The sequence below is a fragment of the Bradyrhizobium sp. BR 1433 genome (genome assembly GCF_051547665.1).
Classification (GTDB): domain Bacteria; phylum Pseudomonadota; class Alphaproteobacteria; order Rhizobiales; family Xanthobacteraceae; genus Bradyrhizobium; species Bradyrhizobium australafricanum.
Genome location: NZ_JBPUGG010000001.1, coordinates 8,582,959 through 8,606,314, shown reverse-complemented (window position 1 = coordinate 8,606,314; position 23,356 = coordinate 8,582,959). Strand labels below are relative to the sequence as shown.

At 64.6% G+C, this 23,356-nt stretch carries 17 protein-coding genes, 1 tRNA gene and 2 pseudogenes; 8 read left to right on the top strand and 12 right to left on the bottom strand.

The features are described from left to right. Positions 1–2: 2 nt before the first annotated feature. The 4 genes from ACSKB9_RS41220 to ACSKB9_RS41205 all read left to right on the top strand — a co-directional run bounded on the left by ACSKB9_RS41220 (position 3) and on the right by ACSKB9_RS41205 (position 3,615). The gene (locus ACSKB9_RS41220) at positions 3–905 is read left to right on the top strand and encodes a DMT family transporter (protein WP_438079941.1); all 903 of its coding nucleotides are present in this window, start codon (positions 3–5) and stop codon (positions 903–905) included. Between the two features lie 85 nt (positions 906–990). Further along, positions 991–1,671, top strand: a complete 681-nt coding sequence (locus ACSKB9_RS41215) for a site-2 protease family protein (protein ID WP_438079939.1) — start codon at positions 991–993, stop codon at positions 1,669–1,671. A gap of 103 nt (positions 1,672–1,774) precedes the next feature. Beyond that, complete coding sequence (locus tag ACSKB9_RS41210; RefSeq protein WP_438080621.1) at positions 1,775–2,182, top strand: hypothetical protein; 408 nt, start codon at positions 1,775–1,777, stop codon at positions 2,180–2,182. 284 nt (positions 2,183–2,466) lie between these two features. Beyond that, positions 2,467–3,615: an ABC transporter substrate-binding protein gene (locus ACSKB9_RS41205; RefSeq protein ID WP_438079938.1), complete on the top strand. Its 1,149-nt coding sequence runs from the start codon at positions 2,467–2,469 to the stop codon at positions 3,613–3,615. A 138-nt stretch (positions 3,616–3,753) separates the two neighbouring features. Here the strand turns inward: ACSKB9_RS41205 and ACSKB9_RS41200 are convergent, their stop codons facing one another. The 7 genes and pseudogenes from ACSKB9_RS41200 to ACSKB9_RS41170 all read right to left on the bottom strand — a co-directional run bounded on the left by ACSKB9_RS41200 (position 3,754) and on the right by ACSKB9_RS41170 (position 10,441). After that, positions 3,754–3,885, bottom strand: coding sequence for a hypothetical protein (locus ACSKB9_RS41200; protein WP_438079936.1), 132 nt, complete (start codon positions 3,883–3,885; stop codon positions 3,754–3,756). 672 nt (positions 3,886–4,557) lie between these two features. Then, positions 4,558–5,022 (bottom strand): TonB system transport protein ExbD, encoded by a 465-nt coding sequence (exbD, locus tag ACSKB9_RS41195; protein ID WP_137479631.1) that lies wholly within the window; start codon positions 5,020–5,022, stop codon positions 4,558–4,560. A 3-nt stretch (positions 5,023–5,025) separates the two neighbouring features. Next, positions 5,026–6,072: a tonB-system energizer ExbB gene (exbB, locus tag ACSKB9_RS41190; protein WP_438079934.1), complete on the bottom strand. Its 1,047-nt coding sequence runs from the start codon at positions 6,070–6,072 to the stop codon at positions 5,026–5,028. A gap of 3 nt (positions 6,073–6,075) precedes the next feature. Then, a pseudogene (locus tag ACSKB9_RS41185) lies at positions 6,076–6,765 on the bottom strand (Fe2+-dependent dioxygenase). Positions 6,766–6,785: 20 nt separating this feature from the next. After that, on the bottom strand, positions 6,786–9,353 hold the full coding sequence (locus ACSKB9_RS41180; protein ID WP_438079932.1) for a TonB-dependent receptor: 2,568 nt from the start codon (positions 9,351–9,353) through the stop codon (positions 6,786–6,788). Positions 9,354–9,612: 259 nt separating this feature from the next. Further along, positions 9,613–9,852, bottom strand: a complete 240-nt coding sequence (locus tag ACSKB9_RS41175; RefSeq protein ID WP_438079930.1) for a hypothetical protein — start codon at positions 9,850–9,852, stop codon at positions 9,613–9,615. Between the two features lie 127 nt (positions 9,853–9,979). Further along, positions 9,980–10,441: a MarR family winged helix-turn-helix transcriptional regulator gene (locus tag ACSKB9_RS41170; protein ID WP_438079929.1), complete on the bottom strand. Its 462-nt coding sequence runs from the start codon at positions 10,439–10,441 to the stop codon at positions 9,980–9,982. Positions 10,442–10,623: 182 nt separating this feature from the next. On the opposite strand from ACSKB9_RS41170, the gene ACSKB9_RS41165 reads away from it, so the two are divergent. The 3 genes from ACSKB9_RS41165 to ACSKB9_RS41155 all read left to right on the top strand — a co-directional run bounded on the left by ACSKB9_RS41165 (position 10,624) and on the right by ACSKB9_RS41155 (position 15,554). Then, the gene (locus ACSKB9_RS41165) at positions 10,624–11,793 is read left to right on the top strand and encodes an efflux RND transporter periplasmic adaptor subunit (RefSeq protein WP_076826513.1); all 1,170 of its coding nucleotides are present in this window, start codon (positions 10,624–10,626) and stop codon (positions 11,791–11,793) included. Further along, complete coding sequence (locus tag ACSKB9_RS41160) at positions 11,790–14,942, top strand: efflux RND transporter permease subunit (RefSeq protein ID WP_310884787.1); 3,153 nt, start codon at positions 11,790–11,792, stop codon at positions 14,940–14,942. Before ACSKB9_RS41165 ends, ACSKB9_RS41160 begins: the two co-directional genes overlap by 4 nt. Positions 14,943–15,047: 105 nt before the next feature. Beyond that, complete coding sequence (locus ACSKB9_RS41155; RefSeq protein WP_438080619.1) at positions 15,048–15,554, top strand: invasion associated locus B family protein; 507 nt, start codon at positions 15,048–15,050, stop codon at positions 15,552–15,554. Positions 15,555–15,564: 10 nt separating this feature from the next. Here ACSKB9_RS41155 and ACSKB9_RS41150 read toward each other — a convergent pair whose 3' ends face one another. From ACSKB9_RS41150 to ACSKB9_RS41140, 3 genes and pseudogenes are all read right to left on the bottom strand, one after another. After that, entirely contained in the window at positions 15,565–15,972 is a 408-nt protein-coding gene (locus ACSKB9_RS41150; protein WP_283062031.1) for a GNAT family N-acetyltransferase, read from the bottom strand. A gap of 183 nt (positions 15,973–16,155) precedes the next feature. Continuing rightward, positions 16,156–16,229: transfer RNA gene (locus tag ACSKB9_RS41145), tRNA-Gln, on the bottom strand. A gap of 183 nt (positions 16,230–16,412) precedes the next feature. Next, positions 16,413–18,894, bottom strand: a pseudogene (locus ACSKB9_RS41140) (penicillin-binding protein 1A). A 466-nt stretch (positions 18,895–19,360) separates the two neighbouring features. Here ACSKB9_RS41140 and ACSKB9_RS41135 point away from each other — a divergent pair. After that, complete coding sequence (locus tag ACSKB9_RS41135) at positions 19,361–19,789, top strand: hypothetical protein (protein WP_253587137.1); 429 nt, start codon at positions 19,361–19,363, stop codon at positions 19,787–19,789. A gap of 118 nt (positions 19,790–19,907) precedes the next feature. Here the strand turns inward: ACSKB9_RS41135 and ggt are convergent, their stop codons facing one another. Then, on the bottom strand, positions 19,908–21,644 hold the full coding sequence (gene ggt, locus ACSKB9_RS41130; protein WP_438079926.1) for a gamma-glutamyltransferase: 1,737 nt from the start codon (positions 21,642–21,644) through the stop codon (positions 19,908–19,910). Between the two features lie 84 nt (positions 21,645–21,728). Beyond that, the gene (locus ACSKB9_RS41125; protein WP_438080617.1) at positions 21,729–23,228 is read right to left on the bottom strand and encodes an amino acid permease; all 1,500 of its coding nucleotides are present in this window, start codon (positions 23,226–23,228) and stop codon (positions 21,729–21,731) included. Positions 23,229–23,356: the final 128 nt, after the last annotated feature.

Genomic DNA, 23,356 nt, shown 5'->3' with positions numbered 1-23,356 from the left:
GAATGGGCGAGATCTGGGGGGTGTTGGCGGCGGTGGCATCGAGCGCGCTCGGCGGCACTTCGATCGGGGCGACGCGGTTTCTGGTCGGCGCCATCGACCCGCTGGCGATCGGCGCGTTCCGCTTCGGCATCGGCGTCCTGCTGCTGCTGCCGCTGGCACTGCTGCAACGCCGCAGCTGGCCGACGCGGCACGACTGGCTCGGCGTCGCCGGCCTCGGCCTACTGTTCTTTGCGGCGTTTCCGGTCCTGTTCAACGCCTCGCTGATTTTCACGACCGCCGCGCGCGGCGCGCTCGCGCTGTCGACACTGCCGCTGCTGACCATGCTGGTCGGCGCGGCGCTGGGCGCCGAAGCGCTCACCGCACGCAAAACCGCAGGCGTCCTGATCACCATCCTCGGCGTCTCGATGGCGCTGCTCTCCGGCCTCGCCACGGCGCCACCCGGCGCCTGGCGCGGCGACCTCTTGATGGTCGCAGCCGCGCTGTGCATGGCGCTCTACAGCATCTGGTCAAAACCCTATATCCGCCGCTCCGGCCCGATCCCCTTCACCACGCTCGCGATGGCCGCCGGGGCGGTGGTGCTCATCGTCGCCTCGCTGCTGCGCGGCAGTTTTGCGCCGGTTGCCGATTTCGGCGCGCCGCAATGGTTCGGCGCGATCTATCTCGGCGCCTTCGGCGCCGCACTCACCTTCTATCTCTGGGCCTTCGCGCTGGATCGGACGACGCCGACCCGGGTGGCGATCTCGGTCACCGTCAATCCGATCGCGGCCTCGCTGGTCGGCGCAGCCCTGCTCGGCGAGCCGCTGAGCTGGAATCTGGTGGCCGGCATCGTCACCGTTTTTGTCGGCATCTGGATCGCGACCACCCAGCCGCCCCTGACGAACGCGGTCGCCCCCGACATGCGTTGACCTGCGGCAACGCTCGCCAGCAAGGCCTTCGGCGAATCCGTGCTAGCCTGACCTCCGGTCCCAGCGAACCCGAGGCGGCACGCCATTGAACATCTCCCTCTATGACATCTCCGTCTGGGTACTGCCGGTGATCATTGCGATCACGTTTCACGAAGCCGCGCACGGCTTCGTCGCGCACCGGCTCGGCGACGACACCGCCTGGCAGCTCGGCCGCGTCAGCTTCAACCCGCTGAAGCACATCGATCCGTTCGGCACGCTGATCCTGCCTGCGGTGCTGCTGTTCGCGCATTCGCCGTTCCTGTTCGGCTATGCCAAGCCGGTGCCGGTGAACTTCCGCAAGCTCAATCATCCCAAGCTCGATATGGTGTGGGTGGCGCTGGCCGGCCCGGCCACCAACATCATCCTGGCGATCGCCGCGGCGCTGGCATTCCACGCGCTGCCATTGGTGCCGGCCGATGCCGCAAAATGGACCGCGGACAATCTGAAAAACGCCTTCCTGATCAACATCGTGCTCGCGATCTTCAACATGATGCCGATCCCGCCGCTGGACGGTGGCCGGGTCGCGGTCGGACTGCTGCCAAGGCCGCTGGCGATCCCGCTCGCCCGGCTGGAGCCCTACGGCATGCTGATCCTCATCGGGCTGTTGATCCTGCTACCGGTGATCGGCCAGCAAGTCGGCCTAAATCTTGATGTTATTTCAACGATACTAGGAATTCTGACCGGCTATGTGAGGAACGCCCTTCTCCTCATTACCGGAAACACATAGCCTTGATTTGCGCACGACCCGATCGAAAAACCGGTAGCCAATTTTCCCGGTCATGCGTTGAGGACAGGAACGCTTCGAGGCCATGGTGATCAAAGCTGCCGATATGCTGATTGCACGACGCGCCGACACCCGCGCGCGGGCCGACTTTGCGACCTGGAAGATGATGGCCAAGCTGAACGGCGCCTCCGCCTTGCCGCCTGAGGCGCAGAATTTCCTGGCCATTTACAACAAGCTGCTGGGACAGATGAGCGAAGCCGACGCCGGCGAGGCGACCATCCAGGAGATGTACCGCACCTACTATGTCGAGATGGGCGGCGCCGGCAAAGCGCCGGAGGTTCCGGCGCGCGCGCGCGAGCCGGTCGCCGACAATGGCAACGTCACGACGTTCCGCCGCCTGCCCCCCAAGAAGACGAGCACCTTCGACCCGAACGCCAAGCGTTCGATGCCGGTGGCACTGATCTTCGCCTGCCTCGTCGTGGTCTACGTCGCGATCCGGTACTACTGGAAATAGCGCCGTCCGCGCTTCACCCTATCCGCGTCTGATGATCGAACTCCGCGCACCGCGGCATCCCGTCGCGCGTCACCGGCTGCGCAATCGCCGTGGCGTGGAATATCGCGCGCGAGCGATCGCGCCGGCGCTCTAGGCGATGCGCCCGATGCCGGGCATAATCCGGAACTGAAAAAAACAAAATCATACTGGAGGGAAGATGAAGCGTTCCATTGCAGCCTCGGTCACGACGGCCTTGGTCATGGCCACGAAGTCTTGCGTTCTGCGGCGGTGCGTCGGCGCAGACGATGGACAAGGTCGCCAAGGTCGGCGCGCTCGGCGATCAGTCCGGCCTCTATCAGGATATCGGCGGTCCCGGCTCGACGGTGGCGGCGCAGATGGCGATCGAGGATTCCGGGCTGCTGGCGAAGGGCTGGAAGATCGATCTGATCTCGGCCGATCACCAGAACAAGCCCGATGTCGCGGTCAACATCGGCAAGCAGTGGATCGACGTCGAGAAGGTCGACGTGTTCGTCGATCTCGCGGCCTCCAATGTCGGGCTCGCGATTGCCAACCTTTCGAAGGAGAAGAACGTCGTCAACCTGAACTCGGGCTCCGCCTCGTCCGATCTCACGGGCGCGCAGTGTTCGCCGAACACGGTGCACTGGGTCTATGACACCTACATGCTCGCCAACGGCACCGGCAAGGCGCTGGTCAAATCCGGCGGCGACACCTGGTTCTTCCTCACCGCGGACTATGCGTTCGGCCAGGCGCTCGAGCGCGACACCTCGGCGGTGGTCACCACGAACGGCGGCAAGGTGCTCGGCAGCGTCAAGCATCCGCTCAACAATGCCGACTTCTCGTCCTTCCTGCTGCAGGCGCAAAGCTCGAAGGCCAAGATCGTCGGTCTGGCCAATGCCGGCGGCGACACCACCAACGCGATCAAGCAGGCCGCGGAATTCGGCATCGTCTCGGGCGGCCAGCGGCTTGCCGGCATGCTGCTGTTCATCACCGACATCAACGCGCTCGGCCTCAACGTGGCGCAGGGGCTGAACTTCACTGAGACATTCTACTGGGACATGAACGACCAGACCCGCGCCTTCTCCAAGCGCTTCATGGAGCGCTTCAAGAAGAACCCGCCGACCATGGTGCAGGCCGGCGTCTATTCGTCGCTGATCCACTATTTCAAGGCGCTGGAAGCGCTCGGCGGCAATCCGCATGACGGCCGCGCCGTGGTCGCCAAGATGAAGGAGATGCCGACCGACGATCCTCTGTTCGGCAAGGGCTCGATTCGCGTCGACGGCCGCAAGATCCACCCGGCCTATCTGTTCGAGGTGAAGAAGCCGTCCGACTCGAAATATCCGTGGGACTATTACAAGCTGGTCGCCACCATCCCCGCGGACGAGGCCTTCCTCCCGCTCGAGAAGAGCGTCTGCCCGCTGGTGAAGAAGAGCTGAGGCAACGTCGTTCCGGGCCGCGTGAAACTGCGAACCCGGAATCGACCAGCGGCACATTCAATGGAGAAATGGATTCCGGGTTCGCGACTTGTCGCGCCCGGAATGACGCCGGGTCTGATCGCAGCGGGCCGCGGCTCGCTACTTCTTCGGCTTGTTGTAGTTGACGTCGAGGCTGAACGAGAACTGATCCTGGTTCAGTCCGGCCGGCGGTGCCGGGACCGGATCGGAACGGTGGACCATCGAGATCGCCGCGTCGTCGAAAGCGGGCATCGCCCGACAATTCCATCACCGCGACCGACAACACCTTGCCGACGCGGTTGAGCACGAGAGCGATCTTCACCTTGGCCGCTTTGGCCTTGCCGTTCTCCGGGAATTTCTTGTGCAGGTCGAGATAGGCGCTGATCTTCTTGCCCCATTGGGCGGTCAGCAGCAGCTTGTCCTTGCCGATGCCGGGGTTGGGCGCCTTGGTGGTCTCCGACTGACGGGCGTCCTCCAGCTTGGTTGGCGATTGGTCTTGGTGCTTCTCGGCGGCCTCGCTCGTCTCGGTCTGTACCTTGGCGACCTGGGCTTCCTCCTCCGTCGGCTTCTTGCTGTTGTCTTCCGTGACGATGCGGTCGGCGTCCTCGGTCTCGGTCGGCTTGGCCTGCGGAAGGTCGGTCTCCTTGACCTCCGCCCTCTGCTGGGTCATTTCCGGCGCAGCTTCCTGTGCACGGTCCTCCGGTCCGGGGGGCGCCGGGTTATCCTCGTCGGTTGCTGAGGCGAGCTCGACGGCGTATTCCGCACCGGCAGCGCCGAGCCCCTCGCCGTCGTCGCCGCGCAAATTGGTCAGTGCCAGCGCGGCACCGCCTAGATGCAGCCCGACTGCCGTCACGGCAGCGATCACCCAGAGCCGCTTCGAGGTCCGCAGATCGAGATCGGGGTTGGTGGACATCGCGTTCGCCGTCAGGGTTTGGCAGGATCGGCCTGCGCCGCCGCGGGCGCTCCCGGAACGCCCTCGAGCGCGACCAGCTTCACGTGCGTGTAGCCGCCGGCGCGCAGCAGCTCCATCACGCCCATCAGCTCGCCATAGGGTACCATCCGATCGGCCCGCAGGAACACGTATTTGTCCCGGCTCATGTCGGGCACGGCATCCAGCGAATTGACCAGGTCGACGCGCTTCACCGCGTTCTCCCCGATCGCCAGCGTCAGATCCGGCTTGATGCTGACATAGGTCGGCTTGTCCGGCTTCTTCTGCGGCGTCGCGCTGGAGGTCGGCAGATCGATCGGAAGATCGACGGTCGAAAGCGGTGCCGCCACCATGAAGATGATCAGCAGCACCAGCATGACGTCGATGAACGGCGTGACGTTGATCTCGTGGGATTCCGCGAAATCGTCGTCGCCGTCGTTCTCGGAGATCGAGACCGCCATCGCCTACTCCGCCGCAGCGGCGCGCGCATGCGCGCTGCGCGGAACGTCGCCATGGGTGCGGTCGAGATCGCGCGACAACAGCCGTCCCGCGGCGCCCGAGGCGCGGTTGACCAGCTCGAGATAGACCTTCGTGACGCGCGAGAAGTGGTTGTAGATGATGACCGCAGGGATCGCCGCGACGAGGCCGATCGCGGTCGCGAGCAACGCTTCCGCGATGCCCGGCGCCACCACGGCAAGGTTGGTCGTCTGCGACTTCGAAATGCCGATGAAGCTGTTCATGATGCCCCAGACGGTGCCGAACAGGCCGACGAAGGGCGACGTCGCGCCGATGGTCGCGAGCAGGCCCATGCCGATGCGGATCTTGCGGGCTTCGGCGCGCACGATCTCGGCGAAGCTCGACGCCGCGCGCTCCTTGATGCCGCTGTCGCTCGAGATGCCCGCCGACAGGCGCCCCTCGCGCATCGCAGCTGCGATGAACGACGACAGCACGCTGCCCTTGGCGCCGAGCGCGAACTGCGCTTCGGCCAGCGAGCGCGATTCAGCGATCTTGGCCAGCGCGCCGCGCAGCTTGCGCTGCGCCACGGTCAGCTCGACCATCTTGGCGATGAATACGGTCCAGGTCACGAGCGACGCGAAAGCGAGACCGAGCATCACCGCCTTCACGATGATGTCGGCGTTCAAGAACATATTCCACGGCGACAATTCGTGCAGGCCGGTCGAGGTCGACTTCAGCGACTTGCTGTCGCCGCTCGCGGGCGCAGCCAGGGACGCCTCGTTCGCCGTCGGAGCCGGAGCCGCCACCGCAGGGGCCGGCGCAGCCTGAGCCTGCGGCGCCGCTTGTGCCGGCTGGGCGGCCACCGGCGCGGCCTGGGCGGCCGGCGCGGGCTGGGCAGCCGCCGGCTGGGCTGCGGGTGCGGCCTGAGGCCGGGTCACGGGTGCGGGCTGCGCTACGGGCGCCGTTTGCTGCTGCGCCGAAGACGGCGCGGCCAGCATCAGCATCGCCAGCGAGGCGATCATGGCGGATGCAGCGGGGAACTTGAATGTCATCATCAGTTACACTTCAGCCCAGTGACGGATCAGGTTGTGATAAATCCCGGTCAATTTGACCGTTTCGGGGTCATCGCGCCCAGCCGCTCCACCAGAGCCTGGATCGCGGTATCGAGATCAAAGATCAGGCTGCGCCCGTGTGCATCCCGTACCATGCTCTGCAGCCAGAAAAAAGACGCTACCCGGGTCCCCCGCGTGACCGGCGTGACCAGATGCAAACTGGAAGCGGGATAAACTACGAGATCGCCCGCCGGCAGCTTGATTTCATGGGATCCGTAGAGGTCTTCGATGACGAGCTCGCCGCCGTCGTAGTCCTCCGGCTCCGATAAAAACAGCGTGACCGATAGGTCGGTGCGGATCCTCATGCCCGTCAGCCTGTCGCCGCGCACCGCATTGTCGACGTGCAGGCCGAAATGGTGCCCGTCGCTGGCGGCATAGCGGTTGAACAAGGGTCGGAAAGATTCTAAGCGGGATCGCCGCCGAGATGAAGCGCGGGCTCGCCGACAGCGCCGACAGGATGCGGTTGCCGAGCTGCCGTGCGACCTCGCTGTCGGGCGGCAGCTGCTCGTTGCGCTTGACCATCGCGGACGCGGCGCCGGCGGTCGAGCGGCCGTCCTCCCATTCGGCTTGCGCCATGATGCGGCGGAAGTCCGCCACATCAGCCTTGCTCAGTACGTTGGGAACACAGACCAGCATCTCGTGCCGCGAAGCCTCCGTCAGTAACGCGCAGAAACAACCAGATACGCGGCGCGTCCCGGCGCTTCGAGCACGAACGGCGCCGCGCTCTGGTACAGCGCGTCGTAGTAGCGCTTGTCGAAGATGTTGTTGACGAACAGCTTCATGGTCCAGTGCTTGTCGATCTTAGCTTCGGCAAAGGCGTCGAAGCGCCAATAGCTCGGGATCGAGGTGCCCTGGTTGGCCGCGAGCAGCGTGCCGCCATAGACCTTCGAGCGATACACCGCCTGCCCGCCAAGCTCCCACATGTCGGTGAGCTGGTACTTGGTCAGCATGCTGAACGACTGATGCGCGACGTTGGCGAGCGGCAGTCCGACATTGCTGGAATACAGGATGGTGTTGGCCGGCGGCGCCAGCGACCTCGTCACTGCCGACTGCATCAGCACGAGACCGCCGAACACGCTCCATTTGTCGGTGATCTTGCCGCCGACGCCGAGATCGATGCCGCGGATGCGGTAGGCCGCGCCCGCGGTGATGCAGGAGATATTGCCGGTCGTCCCGGTCGGATAGGAGCAGCCAAGCGCCGCGGCCGCGGTTGCGTTGTTCACGTTCTGCGATTCGCGCGCATTTTCCTTCTCGGTCTGGAACAGCGCCGCCGTCACCAGCAGATGACGATCGAACAATTCCCACTTGGTGCCGACTTCGATCGCCTTGTTCTTTTCCGGCCCGAAGATCTGGGTATTGCCGCCGTTCAGCACGGGAGACAGGCCGCCATACGCCGTGCTGGTGCCGTCGAATTCGGCGCCAACCGGATTGGATGAGGTCGCATAGGCCGCATAGACGCTGCCGTTCGGCAACGGCTTCAAGGTGAGGCCGAGGTTGAAGTTCGGCATCCCGAAGTCGGCCGACTGACTGCCGAATGTCGTCCTGCCGCCCGAAGTCAGATATCCCGACGTGTTGATCTTGTAGTCGTCGTAGCGGATGCCGCCATTGAGGATCACGAAGTCATTGTAGTTCGCGGTATCCATGATGTAGCCGCTGGTGGTGTCGATCCCGATCTTGGTCGGCAGCCCGGACAGCCCCGACGGAATCGGGAACGGAATGTTGGTGTATTGCGGATTGAACACGCTGACGCCGGAGAGCGATCCGCTTCCCGTGAATGCCGATGTGCCGGTCGTTATTTCCGAGCTCAGGCCGAGATATCTGTCGATCGACGACCGCTCGTTGTCGTATTCGACGCCGGCCGTGGTCGTGTGCTTGAAGCCGAGGCCGTCGACCGACTTGTAGGTCGCCTCGGTCTGGTTGGCGAACACGTCGGTGACCTGGTAGCGGCTTTGCGGATTGGCGCTCAGCGTATACGCCGTGAACGGAGCGCCGGCGGCCAGCGTCGGCGCTTCCGGCAGCGTGCCGATGTAGTTCTGGGTCGAACGCGATTCCCGGATCTTGTTGCTGACCACGAGGTCCGGCGTGATCTGCACCTCGGCGTTGATGGTGCCGATGTCCTGCCCGGTCCTGAAGAAGTCGCGGTTGACGAAACCGTACCAATTGTTGCGGTTGACGCCGAAATCCGGGAACGGGCCGCCGGCCGTGCTCGCGGTGCTCGGCCGGTAATACGGCACGCCGAAATCCGGGAGTCCGGTCAGTTCAGTGTGGATGTAGTTGCCGGTGATCTTCACCGCATCGACCGGCTTCCATGTTCCGGCGACGAACGCGCCGTTGCGGTCGTCGGTGACATAGCTGCGGCCGGCGACGCCGGCATCCTGGAACAGGCCGCCGGCGCGGATCGCCAGCGTCGGGCTGATCACCTGGTTGACGTCGAGCGTCACGCGCTTGGTGCGATCGGTGCCGAACGTGGTGTCCATGTTGTAGAAGCTGTTCTGCGTCGTCGCCTGCTTGGTGACGATGTTGATCGCGCCGCCGGTGGTGCCGCGGCCGGCAAAGGACGAGCCCGGGCCGCGCAGGATCTCGACCTGCTCGGTGAAGAAGTTCTCGCGGACGCTGACGCCGGAGTCGCGCACGCCGTCGATGAAGATGTCGTTGCGTGCGTCGAAGCCGCGGATGAAGAAGCGGTCGCCGAAGGCATTGCCGCCCTCGCCCGTGCCGAGCGTGACGCCGGCCGTCGACAGGATCGCCGACTTCAGCGATGTGGCGTTCTTGTCTTCGAGCACGTCCTTGGTCAGCACCGTGACCGATTTCGGCGTGTTCAGGATCGGCTCGGGATATTTCCCGGACGACTGCAAACGGTCGCCCTTGTACGGCGCGGCCGGATCCGCATAGGGATCGCGGTCGGCGGGAAGACCGCCGGCGTTGGGAAACGGCACCGGCGCTTGCTGTGCCTGCTGGTTGTTACGGCGCGCGGCGCGGCGCAGCGCGTTGCGGGCGCGGACCTGGTCCGCAGTGGGCCTTGACGTCACGGGCCGCGGGCGAGCGACCGGGGCATCGACATTCACCGGCGGCAGGTTGGATTGCTGCGCTTCAGCCCCCGAAAACGACGCCACCGCGATCAGGCTCGCGACTGCGGAGACCTTCGTGGCGGAATAACCGGTGTCATCAGCCGAACCGATCGCTGCATCAAAGCGCAGCGATCTCGGCGCCTTCACATTGCTCATGTCTTGCTCGCCCCAGAAAAATCAGCTCGTTCGCGAAATGAAGCTGCGACGAACTGTCTCCATCGGTTATCGAGCGTGACCTTTTTTATCAATGCGGCGAGCGCAACAGTCGGCTTAAATCGCCCCAATTCAAAGCGATTCTAATCTACGGTTTGAAATCGTTCTAAACTGTAGTTTTTAAGCGTTCTAATAATCCTTCTAAATCGCTGCCACCCGTCATTCGCTGCCGCGTGCGGGCGCTGTCCATGCGACTACGCGATCACTCGGCGCTTGGCGGCTTCATCAGCGAAAACAGCTCGTCGATCGTCCGCTGCGCGACCTGCCGCACGCGGTCGCTGTTCTCGAGGCCGGCGATGTTGACGCCGTTGACGACCGCTTTGATCTCGTCGCGGAAGTCGGTCGAGAAACGCAGCGGGTCCCGCTGCTCGTTGGCGACGCGCGCGATCAATCCGGTGACCAGGATCTGGCATGCCATCATGCGCCCGTTCAACTCATCCATTGCAGCCCTCGTCCTGTCGCATCGTCGCTGCGCGATATGAACGACATCCCGCGACAATTCAACCGGCTCGCGCACGCTGCGACGGTTGAATGGATGGAGCGAAGGAAGCTGCGCGCGATGAGATGCGCTATTTCGCAGCGATGCGCTCCGCCTCCTCGCCGAGCGCCTTAATGCGATCCTTGACCTCGCGCAGCGTGGCGAGGCCGCTTTCGACATGCTTGTCCGAGACGTCGCGCAGCACATCGCCGGCGATCGCGTCGCGCAGCTGTTCGAGATCGTCGACGAGGCGGCGCCCGCTCCTGGTCAGGAACAGGCGATTGGCACGGCGATCCCTGGGATCGGGACGGCGTTCGAGCAGGCCATGCTCGACGAGGCGGTCGAGCAGCCGCACCAGCGAGATCGGCTGCAATTCGAGGACGTCGGCGAGATCGACCTGGGACAGTCCCTCCTGCTCGCGCAGGCGGAACAGCACGATCCATTGCGCGCGCGTGGTGCCTCGCGCCTTGGCGCGATGATCGATATAATTGCGCAGCAGTCGGGAACTCTCGACGAGCTGCGCGATAAATTGGCGTTTGAGATCGAGCGACATAGGGGTCCTCGGTGCGTTTCCCAGGCGAATTGTTTCTGCTCGTTTCTGACCTAAACCTTTCCAAATGTTTAGGATTCTCAAGCCTTGGTGTGTTTACACATTAAGTGCACGCATATTATATCCGCAAGCTCTGTGAACCGTTTCGATCAGCCTTTATTGTTACGTCGAACCCAAGAGTCCGCATGTCAAAGTCACGCACCATCGGTTGGGTTTTAGTGATCGCTGCGGTCGGCGCCGCCGGTTATTTCGGCTGGCAGAAACACACGAGCAACCAGCAGGCGATCGAAGCCGCGCAGAAGCGATCCGCCCAACGCCCGGCCGTTCCGGTCAAGATCTCGCCGGTCGAGAAAGCCGACTTCCCGGTCTATCTCACCGGCCTCGGCACCGTGCAGGCGTTCAACACGGTCCAGGTCCGCACCCGGGTCGACGGTCAGATCACCAGGATCGCTTTCAAGGAAGGCCAGTTCGTCAAGGCAGGCGACACGCTGGTCGAGATCGATCCGCGGCCCTATCAGGCGACGCTCGACCAGGCCAAGGCCAAGAAGGCGCAGGACGAAGCCAATCTCGCCAACGCCAATCTCGACCTGCAGCGCACCACCAGGCTCGGCGAGTTCGCGACACGCCAGCAGCTCGACACCCAGCGCTCCACGGTGGCGCAGCTGACCGCCCAGATCTCGGCTGACGAGGCCGCCATCTTCAACGCCCAGACCCAGGTGGACTACACGACCGTCAAATCCCCGATCGACGGGATTGTCGGCCTGCGACTGGTCGATATCGGCAACATCGTCAATGCCTCGGCCCAGACCGGCATTGTCACGATCACCCAGATCGAGCCGATCACGGTGATCTTCACCGCGCCGGAAGACCAGCTGCCGGATATCAAGGCGGCGCTGGCCGTGGCGCCGCCCAAGACCATTGCCCTGACCACCGACGGCAAGCGGGTGCTATCCACGGGAACCCTGGCGCTGATCAACAATCAGGTCGACACGTCAAGCGGGACTGTCCGGCTGAAGGCGGTGTTTGATAACAAGGACCACGCGCTGTGGCCGGGCCAGTCGGTCTCGACCCGCCTTCTGGTCAGGACCTTGAAGGATGCCACCGTCGTCCCGGATGACGCGGTGCAGCATGGCACCGATGGCCTCTACGCGTATTCAGTCAATCAGGAGAACAAGGCCGAGCTTCGCAAGATCAAGGTCAGCCAGTCGATCGACGGCAAGTCGGTGATCGACGAGGGCCTGTCGCCCGGACAGCAGGTGATCACCGCGGGGCAGTACAAGGTCTCGCCGGGAACCCCGGTGACAACGGCAGTGGCGAGCTCGGATCCGTCCCAGTCGAAGGTTGCGCAGGAATGAGCGTCGGCGCCGGAATTTCCGCACCATTCATTCGTTTCCCCATCGGCACCTCGCTGCTGATGGCGGGCATCCTGTTCGTCGGTCTCGTCGCCTATCCCCTGCTGCCGGTCGCGCCGCTGCCGCAGGTCGACTTCCCCACCATCCAGATCACTGCGACCCTGCCCGGCGCCAGCCCGGAAACGATGGCGACATCGGTCGCCCAGCCGCTGGAACGCCAGTTCGCGCAGATCCCCGGCATCGCGCAGATGACCTCGACCAGCTATCTCGGCACGGCGGCGGTCACCATCCAGTTCGACCTCAACCGCAGCATCGACGGCGCCGCCAACGACGTGCAGGCCGCCATCAACGCGGCCAGCGGCCAGTTGCCGAAAACCCTTCCCTCGCCGCCGACCTACCGCAAGGTCAACCCGGCGGACTCGCCGATCATGCTGCTGTCGGCGACATCGGACACGCTGCCGCTGACGACGGTCAGCGATGCCGTCGACGCCCAGCTGGCGCAGCAGATCAGCCAGATCTCGGGCGTTGCGCAGGTCATCATCGGCGGCCAGCAGAAGCCGTCGGTTCGCGTCCAGATCGACCCCGCCAAGCTCGTCGCCAAGGGCCTGTCGCTGGAGGACGTCCGCGCCGCGATCAACATCGCCACCGTCGACAGTCCGAAGGGCAACATCGACGGCGCCACCCGCGCCTATACCATCTACGCCAACGACCAGCTGCTCACGGCGAGCCCGTGGAACGACGTCATCATCGCCTACCGCAACGGCGGGCCGCTGCGGATCCGTGACATCGGCCAGGCCGTCACCGGGCCCGAGGACGCCAAGCAGGCCGCCTGGGCCAACGGCAAGCGCGGCGTATTCCTGGTCATCTTCAAGCAGCCCGGCGCCAACGTCATCGACACCGTCGACAAGATCAAGGCGGCGCTGCCCCGACTGGTCGCCGCGATCCCGCCGGCGATCAAGATCGACGTGATCAGCGACCGCACCACCACGATCCGCGCGGCGGTCGAGGACGTCCAGTTCACCCTGCTGCTGACCATCTTCCTGGTCGTGATGGTGATCTTCGTCTTCCTGCGCAGTTTCTGGGCGACCGTGATCCCGACGGTCACGGTGCCATTGGCGCTGCTCGGCGCCTGCGCGCTGATGTGGGTGTTCGGCTACACGCTCGACAATCTGTCGCTGATGGCGCTGACGATCGCGGTCGGCTTCGTGGTCGACGACGCCATCGTGATGCTGGAGAACATCAGCCGCTACATCGAAGAGGGCGAGAAGCCGATGGCTGCCGCCTTCAAGGGCTCGCAGGAAATCGGCTTCACCATCGTTTCGATCAGCATCTCGCTGGTCGCGGTGCTGATCCCGCTGCTCCTGATGGGCGGCATTATCGGCCGCCTGTTCCGCGAATTCGCGGTCGTGCTGGCGATGACCATCTTCGTCTCGATGTTTGTGTCGCTGACGCTGACCCCGATGATGGCCTCGCGCTTCCTGCGCGCCCACAATGACGAGAAGCACGGTCGGTTCTACCAGCTCAGCGAGCGCGGCTTCGACGCCATGCTGCGCGGCTATCAGAGCGTGCTCGACCTCGCTTTGCGCTGGAAGTTCACGACGCTGATGATCTTCTTCGGGACGCTGGCGCTGTCGGTCTACCTGTTCGTCGTCATCCCGAAGGGCTTCTTCCCGCAGCAGGACGTCGGCCTGATCACCGCGACCTCGGAAGCCAACCAGGATATCTCCTTCGCCGACATGAAGCGGAAGCAGGAGGAACTCGGCAAGATCGTGCAGCAGGATCCCGCGGTGGCGACGGTGGCGATGGCGATCGGCGGCAGTGGTCGCGCCGGCAACAACGGCGCGATGTACATCACGCTGAAGCCGCTGAAGGATCGCGACGCCAACGCGCAGCAGGTCATCGCCCGGCTGCGGCCGAAGCTGGAGAAGGTCGAGGGTGCCCGGCTGTTCATGCAGGCGGCGCAGGACGTTCGCCTCGGCGGCCGCCCGACCCGCACCCAGTTCGAATTCACGCTGCAGGATGCCAACCTCGCCGAACTGAACGAATGGGCGCCGAAGATTCTCGGCAAGATGCAGACGCTGCCGCAGCTGCGCGACGTCGCCACCGACCAGCAGACCAACGGCACCACGCTCGAATTGAAGATCAACCGCGACACCGCCTCGCGCTATGGCATCCAGCCGCAGCTGATCGACGACACGCTCTATGATGCGTTCGGTCAGCGCCAGGTGACGCAATATTTCACCCAGCTCAACAGCTACCACGTCATCCTCGAGGTGTTGCCTGAGCTGCAGGGCGCGATCGACACGCTGAACAAGATCTACATCAAGTCGCCGCTGACCGGCGAACAGGTGCCGATCTCGACCTTCGCGACCTGGACCAGCGTGCCGGTACGGCCGCTCTCGATCAGCCACCAGGGCCAGTTCCCGGCGATCACGATCTCATTCAACCTGGCGCAGGGCGTTGCGCTCGGCCAGGCGACGGAAGCGGTGCAGAAGGCGATGGTCGACCTCGGCGCGCCGCCGACCCTGAGCTCGAGCTTCCAGGGCACCGCGCAGGCGTTCCAGCAATCGCTGTCGACCGTGCCGCTGTTGATCCTCGCGGCGCTCGTGGTCGTCTACCTGATCCTCGGCATTCTGTACGAGAGCTACATCCACCCGATCACGATTCTATCGACGCTGCCGTCGGCCGGCGTCGGCGCGCTCGCGATCCTGATGGCGGCCGGCTTCGACTTCTCGCTGATCGCGCTGATCGGCATCATCCTTCTGATCGGCATCGTGAAGAAGAACGGCATCATGATGGTCGACTTCGCGATCGCGGCCGAGCGCGACCAGCACATGGAGCCTGTGGCGGCAATCCGCCAGGCCGCCCTGCTCCGCTTCCGCCCGATCATGATGACGACGATGGCCGCCTTGCTCGGCGGCGTGCCGCTGATGTTAGGGACCGGCACCGGTTCGGAAATCCGCCAGCCGCTCGGCTACGCCATGGTCGGCGGCCTGATCGTCAGCCAGGCGCTGACGCTGTTCACGACGCCGGTCGTCTACCTCTATCTCGACAGGCTCTCGAATGCGTTTGCGAACTGGGGCCGCTCGCCGCGCACCGACCACGATGCTGACGACGACGAGCATGGATCGGTCAAGGAGGCCGCCGAGTGACTTGACTTTGCTGGCATCCCGGCACATCCGAAAGATGTTCATTTCGGAGCCGGTACCGTGAAGATTGTCGCCAAGTCGCTCTTCGTCCTGCTGACCGCGTTCGGCATGGCCCACTCTGGCCACGCCCAGACGGCCAAGAGCAAGAACGCGCCCGCTCCGGCAGCTGCGCCCGCGGCTCCTCAGGGTGATACAGCAGCCCCCAACAACTCCGGCTGGATCGCACGCTGCACCAGTGCGAGCCGCGACGCTCCGCTCGAATGCGCGATGGAACAGACCGCGGTGCTCACCAAGACCGGCCAGCTCATCGTGCTGGTCAATATCCGCGTTCCCGGCGACACCCGCACGCCGGTTGCATTGATCCAGCTTCCGCTCGGATTGAACCTGCCGGTCGGCGCCAAGCTGCAGGTCGACGACGGCAAGGCCGTCGACGTGCCGATCCAGACGTGCGAGGCACGCGGCTGCTACATCAATACGCCGATCGCCGCCGATGTCCTGACCCAGCTGAAATCGGGCAAGCAGTTCAAGGTGTCGTTCCAGAATCTCGGCAAGGAAACCATCTCCATCCCGATGCCGCTCGCCGACTTCGCGACGGTCTACGACAAGATCAAGTAACGCCGCGCAGTTATCGCTCCCGCTTGTAGAGGAACGCGTTGTCCGGCTGCGGCATGCCGATGGTCTTGTAGAACCCGATCGAGTCCGGCGCCGACAACAGCAGGCACATCGATTCAGGTCCGGCGAGGCGCCGCGTTTCCGCGATCAGACGCTTGCCGATGCCATGTCCCTGGTACGCGCGATCGACTGCGAGATCGGACAGATAGCAGCAATAGGCGAAATCGGTCAGCGCGCGCGACACGCCGACCAGCTTGCCCGCCTTCCGCGCCGTCACGATCAGATTCGCATTGGCGATCATGCGCTCCATCCGGTCGGTATCCGCCAGCGGTCGCCGCTCGCCGAGGCCCGACTGCCGCAGCACCTCGATGAACTCGTCGACGCCGATCGACGCTTCGCGGGCATAGAGAATTTCGTCCATCACCTTAAACCTCTACTGCAACGAGCCGGACCACACGCGCGAGACCATGGTCGATTACGCCGGACCAATCCACCCTCATGCCGTGATGGCATGCACCGGTTTGCGATCGCTCCCGCATCGGAGCCGGCCGTCCCCGGCAATCTCATCGAGATTTTGCAGAATGGCCGCGCCATGGCGGCAGATTGGCTGGGGAACCTGGATTCGAACCAAGACAAACAGAGTCAGAGTCTGTTGTGCTACCGTTACACCATTCCCCAAGAATAGTCCGTGGTATCAACAGCTTAGCTGAATGACTGGACATCTCGGTGCAGCGGGTTCGCCTGCCAAATCAGCGCCCGCGCGAGTGCGACCTTCTACCCGCTTGATCCCGCCCTTGGCAAGCATTGTTGGCGGGGAACGGGCGTGAAAATCGCTGCCCGCGAAGGCCCTTCCACCAAGCGTCAGTACAGCCCGCCCGTCCCTGACCGCATCACGGCCCGATCGGCATCCGGCGAAATGCCCTGCTGGGTGCCGTCGATCACGTCGGTGCCGGCGACCATCCCGGGATCATTGAACGGCGGCGCCTGGCCCGGCTTGAAGGCTTCGAGCACCACGCCCCTGTTCTGGCCAGGCGTGGCACGCAGGCCGGTCTTGGCATCGACGAGGACCAGCCGGATGCCGACCGGCTGCTTGAACGGGGTGGCGGGCTTGTCGGCCAGCGCGAGCTTCAGGAAGTCGCGCGCGATCGGCGCCGCGGTGTGGCCGGCCTGCGCGTTGCGGCCGAGCGAGCGCGGCTTGTCGTAGCCGACATAGAGACCGACCACGAGGTCCGGCGAGAAGCCGACGAACCAGAGATCCTTGGCCTCGTTCGAGGTGCCGGTCTTGCCGGCGAGCGGCTTGCCGACGTCCTTCAGCGCGGTGCCGGTACCGGCCTGAATCACGCCCTCCATCAGCGACGTGATCTGGTAGGCGGACATCGCGTCGAGCACCCGCTCGCGGCGGTCGAACGAGCTGCGGCTCCGGCTGGTTCTTCCAGCCCTCCGGCGCGTCGCAGCCGCGGCATTCGCGCTGATCGTGCTTGAAGATGGTGTGGCCGTAACGGTCCTGGATGCGGTCGATCAAGGTCGGCTTCACGCGGACGCCGCCATTGGCGATCATCGAATAGGCCGTGGCCATCCGCATCACCGTGGTCTCGCCGGCGCCGAGCGCATAGGCAAGATAGTTCGGCAACTCGTCATACACGCCGAAGCGCTTTGCATACTCGCCGATCAGCGGCATGCCGATTTCCTGCGCCAGCCGCACGGTCACGGTGTTGAGCGACAGCCGCAGCGCGTTGCGCAACGTCACCTGGCCCTGATACTTGCCGGTGGAGAAGTTTTCGGGCCGCCAGATGTTGCCCTGCCCCTGGTCGATCTCGATCGGGGCGTCGATCATCATGGTCGATCCGGTGTAGCCGTTGTCGAGCGCCGACGAATAGACGATCGGCTTGAAGGTCGAGCCGGGCTGCCGGTAGGCCTGCGTCGCGCGGTTGAACTGGCTCTGGTCGAACGAGAAACCGCCGACCATCGCCAGCACGCGGCCGGTATGCGGATCCATCGCCACCATCGCGCCCGACAGTTCGGGGATCTGGCGCAGCCGGTACTGGCCTTCGACGCGCTGGCCGTCCTTGCTGAAGAGCGGGTCGGCGTAGATCACGTCGCCTGGCTGCAGCACCTGCGCCACCGATGTCGGCGTCTTGCCCTTGCTCTTGGCCCAGCGCGCGCCGTCCATCGTGATGATGCCGGTCTCGCGCTGCTTGCTGATGGCGCCACCGAGCTCGCGGCCCGGCTGGAAGCCGATCCGTGCCGACTGGTCGTTGCTCTCCAGCACCACCGCCATCCGCCACGGCGAGATGTCGGACAGCGACTTGATCTCGGCGAGCGGCACGCCCCAGTCACTGGTCAGGTCGAGCTTTTGGATCGCACCGCGATAGCCCTGCTGCTCGTCATAGTTGACGAGCCCGGCCACCATGGCCTTGCGCGCCATCACCTGGATCTTGGGATCGAGCGTGGTGCGCACCGACAGGCCGCCCTCATAGAGCTTCTTCTCGCCATAGCGCTCGAAGATGTCGCGGCGGACTTCTTCCGAGAAGTATTCGCCGGCGAAGGTGTGCGCGCCATTGCTGCGGTTGGTGACGGTCAGCGGCTCCTTGCGCGCCTTGTCGGCGTCGGCGGCGGTGATCCAGCCGTTCTCCTGGAGGCGGTCGATCACGTAGTTGCGGCGCTCGACGGCGCGCGCGCGGTTGCGCACCGGATGCAGGCTGGCCGGCATTTTCGGCAGCGCCGCCAGATAGGCCGCTTCCGCGACCGTCAGCTCATTGACGGACTTGTCGAAATACACCAGCGAGGCCGCCGCGATGCCGTAGGCGCCGAGGCCGAGATAGATTTCGTTGAGATAGAGCTCGAGGATCTTGTCCTTGGAATAGGCGCGCTCGATGCGCATCGCCAGCAAGGCTTCCTTGATCTTGCGGGTGAACGACACCTCGTTGGTCAGAAGGAAGTTCTTGGCGACCTGCTGGGTGATGGTCGAGGCGCCCTGCGGCCGCCGGTTGGAACCGAAGTTCTGGATGTAGGCGACACCGGCGCGCGCCATGCCGGTGTAGTCGACGCCGCCATGCTCGTAGAAATTCTTGTCCTCGGCGGCGAGGAACGCGTTGATCACGAGCTTCGGCACTGCCTGGATCGGCAGATAGAGCCTGCGCTCCTTGGCGTATTCGCCGAGCAGCGAGCCGTCGGCCGCGTGCACGCGGGTCATCACCGGCGGCTCGTAGTTCTGGAGCTGCGAATACTCGGGCAGGTCCTTGGAGAAATGCCAGAACAGCCCTGCGACCGCGGCCAGACCAGCCAGGAACAGGATGGTGCCTGCGGTGAACAGGAACCCGAAGAACCGCAACAGAAATTTCATCGACCAGATTTCCGTGGCGAATACGTCGCTCGTTCTGAGCGCGCTGCGTGCCACTTAGGTCGCCCGGTATATCGGTCGCTCCATGGACCTGCAATTCAACACCGGAGAATTAAAGCAAGCCAGGCGTCAAACTTATGCCATAGAGCCCGGCTCGCGCCCGCAGCCAAATCGGCAGACCTCGCCGGCTGGCGCCGCCCGCAGAGGCTGCATCGATCTTCGCTGCAGCGCTGAGCGTTTCGCGCGCCGCGCCCGATAGCGCTGCGGTCTCGATACGCTTGCGCGGAGAGCACGTTACGAAAGAAAAGCGCGGGCCGGACGGATCGATTCCCCGATCCGGTCGACGATTTGGGTGCTGCGACATCAGAAACCGGTGGACAGCGCCGGCGCGCCAATCACATTAAGGATTTGTTAACTATAACTACCGCAAGTTGTTGGCATACACCAACTTCGCGACGGGCTGATTTGGATGGCACTGCGCGGATTTAAACGGCCATTTACGGCCGACCCTAACGTTCTTGGATTTCCAAGACCACCCGCATCGGCCATGGGCACAGAAGCCTTGGACCTCGTCTATCAGGCGGCGGATTTGTTCCGCAGCATCGAGGACAGGGCCCGCGCCGGCGAAGCGCGCGCCGAGGCCGCCGAACAGGCGCAGCTCGAAATCATCGCCGCCACCGAGCGCAAATTGAGGGATGCGTCTCGGGCGCTTGAGGAAGCCCGACGGCGCATCGAGTCCCAACAGGAGCAACTCGATGCGGCCGAATTCCGCGCCCAGGCCGCCGAAGCCGAGGCGCGCGAAGCCAAGCAATCCCTGGCTCTGATCGAAGACGCGATCCGCCAGCGCTTGCTGCTGACCAGCGGGCAAAAGGACGGCAGGTCGACCGCCGTCGCCTGACCGCAGCGCGGATCAATTGGAGCGGCAGCCCGCACGAGCGGAGCGACATGCGGGAGCTCAACAAGACCCGGATATCGCTTCGCTCATCCGGGCTACGGATTGTCGCTAGCCGTCACGATCAATAGCCCGCGGCGAGCCCCGAATTGCGCCGCGGGTCGTTCGCGCCATAGAAGCGGTTGTTGCCGACCGGCTTGCCGCCCAGCGACGGCGCGCCGATGATGATCACCGCGAGGTGGTTGGCCGGATGCGGCGGGCCGAATTTGTGGCCCATGCCCTCCAGGATCTTCCGCGTATCCGGCGACAGCGTGTAGTCCTCGAGGTTGGTCACCTCGGGAAGCCACTGCTGGTGGAAGCGCGGCATGTCCACGGCCTCCTGCGCGTTCATGCCATAGTCGATCGCGTTGATCATCGTCAGCAGCACGGCGGTGATGATGCGGCTGCCGCCCGGGGTGCCCATCACGATGACCGGCTTGCCGTCCTTGGAGACGATGGTCGGACTCATTGAGGACAGCGGACGCTTGCCGGGGACGATCGCGTTGGCCTCCCCCTGCACCAGCCCATACAGGTTCGGCACGCCGACCTTGGCGGTGAAGTCGTCCATCTCGTCGTTCAGCAGCACGCCGGTCCTGGCCGCCGTCACCTTGGCACCGAACCAGTCGTTCAGCGTGTAGGTGACCGACACCGCATTGCCGTCCTTGTCGGCAATCGAATAGTGCGTGGTGTTGCTGCCCTCATGCGGCGGAACGCCGGGCTTGATGTCCCTGGACACACCGGCCTTGGCCGGGTCGATCGCGGCACGGATCTTCGCGGCGTAGGTCTTGTCGAGCAGGCGCTCGAGCGGATTCTTCACGAAGTCCGGATCGCCGAGATAGCTGTTGCGATCGACATAGGCGTGGCGCATCGCCTCGATCTGGTAGTGCACCGCCTGCGCCGAATGGTAGCCGAGCTCCTGCAGCGGATAACCCTCGAGGATGTTGAGCACCTCGCAGATCACCACACCGCCCGAACTGGGCGGCGGCGCCGAAACCACGTGGTAACCGCGATAGTCACATTCGACCGGCGCCAACTCGCGAACCCTGTAGTTGTCCAGATCCTCCTGCGTCAGCAGTCCCTTGCCGGCCTGGCTCGCGGCGACGATCGCCGCACCGACCCAGCCCTTGTAGAAGCCATCACCGCCGCGCTTGCTGATCTCGCGCAGCGTCTCGGCGAGCTCATGCTGCGTCAGCCGCTCGCCGACCTGGAACGGCTTGCCGTTGTTGAGGAAGATCGCGGCCGAGGCCGGATCGTCCTGAAAATCCTTGGTCGAGGTCTGCAGCATGCTGACGTCGCCCTGGTCCAGCACAAAACCATCCTCCGCCAGTTGCAGCGCCGGCGCGATGACGTCAGCGCGCTTCATCGTGCCGTATTTCTCGCGCGCATATTCCATCCCGGCCACCGAGCCCGGTACGCCGACGGCGAGATGCCCCTTGGTCGACAGCCCGGGGATGACCTTGCCGTCCTTGTCGAGATACATGTCAGCTGTGGCGCCCTTCGGCGCGGTCTCCCGGAAATCCAGGAAGGTCTTGCGGCCGTCGGCGAACTGGATGGTCATGAACCCGCCGCCACCGAGATTGCCGGCGGCGGGATAGGCCACCGCAAGCGCGTAACCAACGGCGACCGCCGCATCGACCGCATTGCCGCCCTGCTTCAACACCTCGACGCCGACCTGCGTGGCAAGATGTTGCGCGGACACCACCATGCCGTTCTCGGCCGCGACCGGCGTAACCGAGGCTGCCCGACCGGGAGCAGCCGACACGATGCCTATCGAGACGAGCGCGGCGACCATCCATCGCGCGCGGGCCGTTGGATTTTGCATAAAAGTCTCCCCGGGGAATGCCGGCCTGTCGCGGCTTGCGGTGCTATCTCAACGCGTACATCTAGCAGGCCGCACGCGCGCGCACTATAGGTCCGCGCGGTCCCCGCCGCCTGCCCGCAGCCGGCTGTGCCGTCTGCCATAGGCCGCATAGATCACAAGCCCGATCATTAGCCACACCGCGAGCCTGATCCAGGTGTCGAGCGGCAGGCCGAACATCAGGAACAGCGAGGTTGCGGCGGCAGCCGGGGCCACCAGCCAGATCGCCGGCGCCTTGAACGGACGCGGCAATTCCGGATCGCGCACGCGCAGCACCAGCGTGCCGATCGAGACCACCGCGAATGCGAATAGCGTGCCGATCGAGACCAGTTCGCCGACCAGCCCGATCGGCAACAGCCCGCCGAGAAGAGCGGCGACGGTGCCGGCGAAGATGGTCGAGACATAGGGGGTCTGGAACCGCGGATGGATCTTTGCGGCAAAGCCCGGCAGCAATCCGTCATGCGCCATGGCGCGAAAGATCCGCGGTTGCGCCAGCAGCATGATGAGGATCACCGATGTCAATCCGAACAGGATGCCGAGCTTGATGAACGGACCGAGCCAGCCGATACCGATCGCATCGATGCCGACGGCGATCGGATCGGGCACGCTGAGCCGGTCATAGGGCACGATGCCGGTCAGCACGAATCCGACCGCGACATAGAGCGCGGCGCAGATCACGAGCGAGCCGAGAATGCCGATCGGCATGTCGCGCTCCGGCGTCTTCGCTTCCTGCGCCGCGGTCGAGATCGCGTCGAAGCCGATATAGGCGAAGAACACCACCGCCGCACCGCGGACCACGCCGGACCAGCCGAACACGCCGGGACCGGCATTCGGCGGGATCAGCGCGCCCTCCGGGTTGCTCGCCGTCACCCAGTTCGCCAGCGTCACCGAGGAAGCCGCGGTGGCGAGAAACAGCGCGATCACGACGAGCTTGACCACGACGACGAAGCTGGTGAAGCGCGCGGACTCGCGAATGCCGACCACCAGCAGCGTGGTCACGAAGGCGATGATCGCCATCGCCGGGATGTTGATGACCGCACCGGTCGACGACCACGCGCCGGTGTTGACGTCGTAGGCGAGCGGCGCCGAGGTGAATTGCGGCGGCAGGTTGATGCCGAAATCGCGCATCAGACTGACGAAATAGCCGGACCACCCGACCGAGACCGCGATCGCGCCGACCGCGTATTCGAGGATCAGGTCCCAGCCGATGATCCAGGCGATCAGTTCGCCGAGCGTGGCATAGGCATAGGTGTAGGCGCTGCCGCAGATCGGCACCGTCGACGACATCTCGGCGTAGCACAGGCCGGCGAAGGCGCAGGCCACCGCACCAAGCATGAAGGAGAGCGTGACCGCGGGACCGGCATTGGCAGCGGCCGCGTGCCCGGTCAGCACGAAGATGCCGGCGCCGATGATGCCGCCGATGCCGAGCGTGACCAGTTGCAACGCCGACAGCGAGCGCCTGAAGATCGGCGTCTCCGCGTCGCCATCGGCGCGCGCCGCCTCCCGCAACAGGTCCGAGGTCGACTTTCGGTCCCAGAAACCGGCCAGAGCATCTGTCACGCCGGGCGTCCTCCGCCGCTCGGGTCCGGCGGGACCCGACACGATCGGCGGACTATAACGCGCCTAACGTCCAGTCGTTCGCGCGCCGGGCGAGTGCCGGCGCCCTTATCCACCGC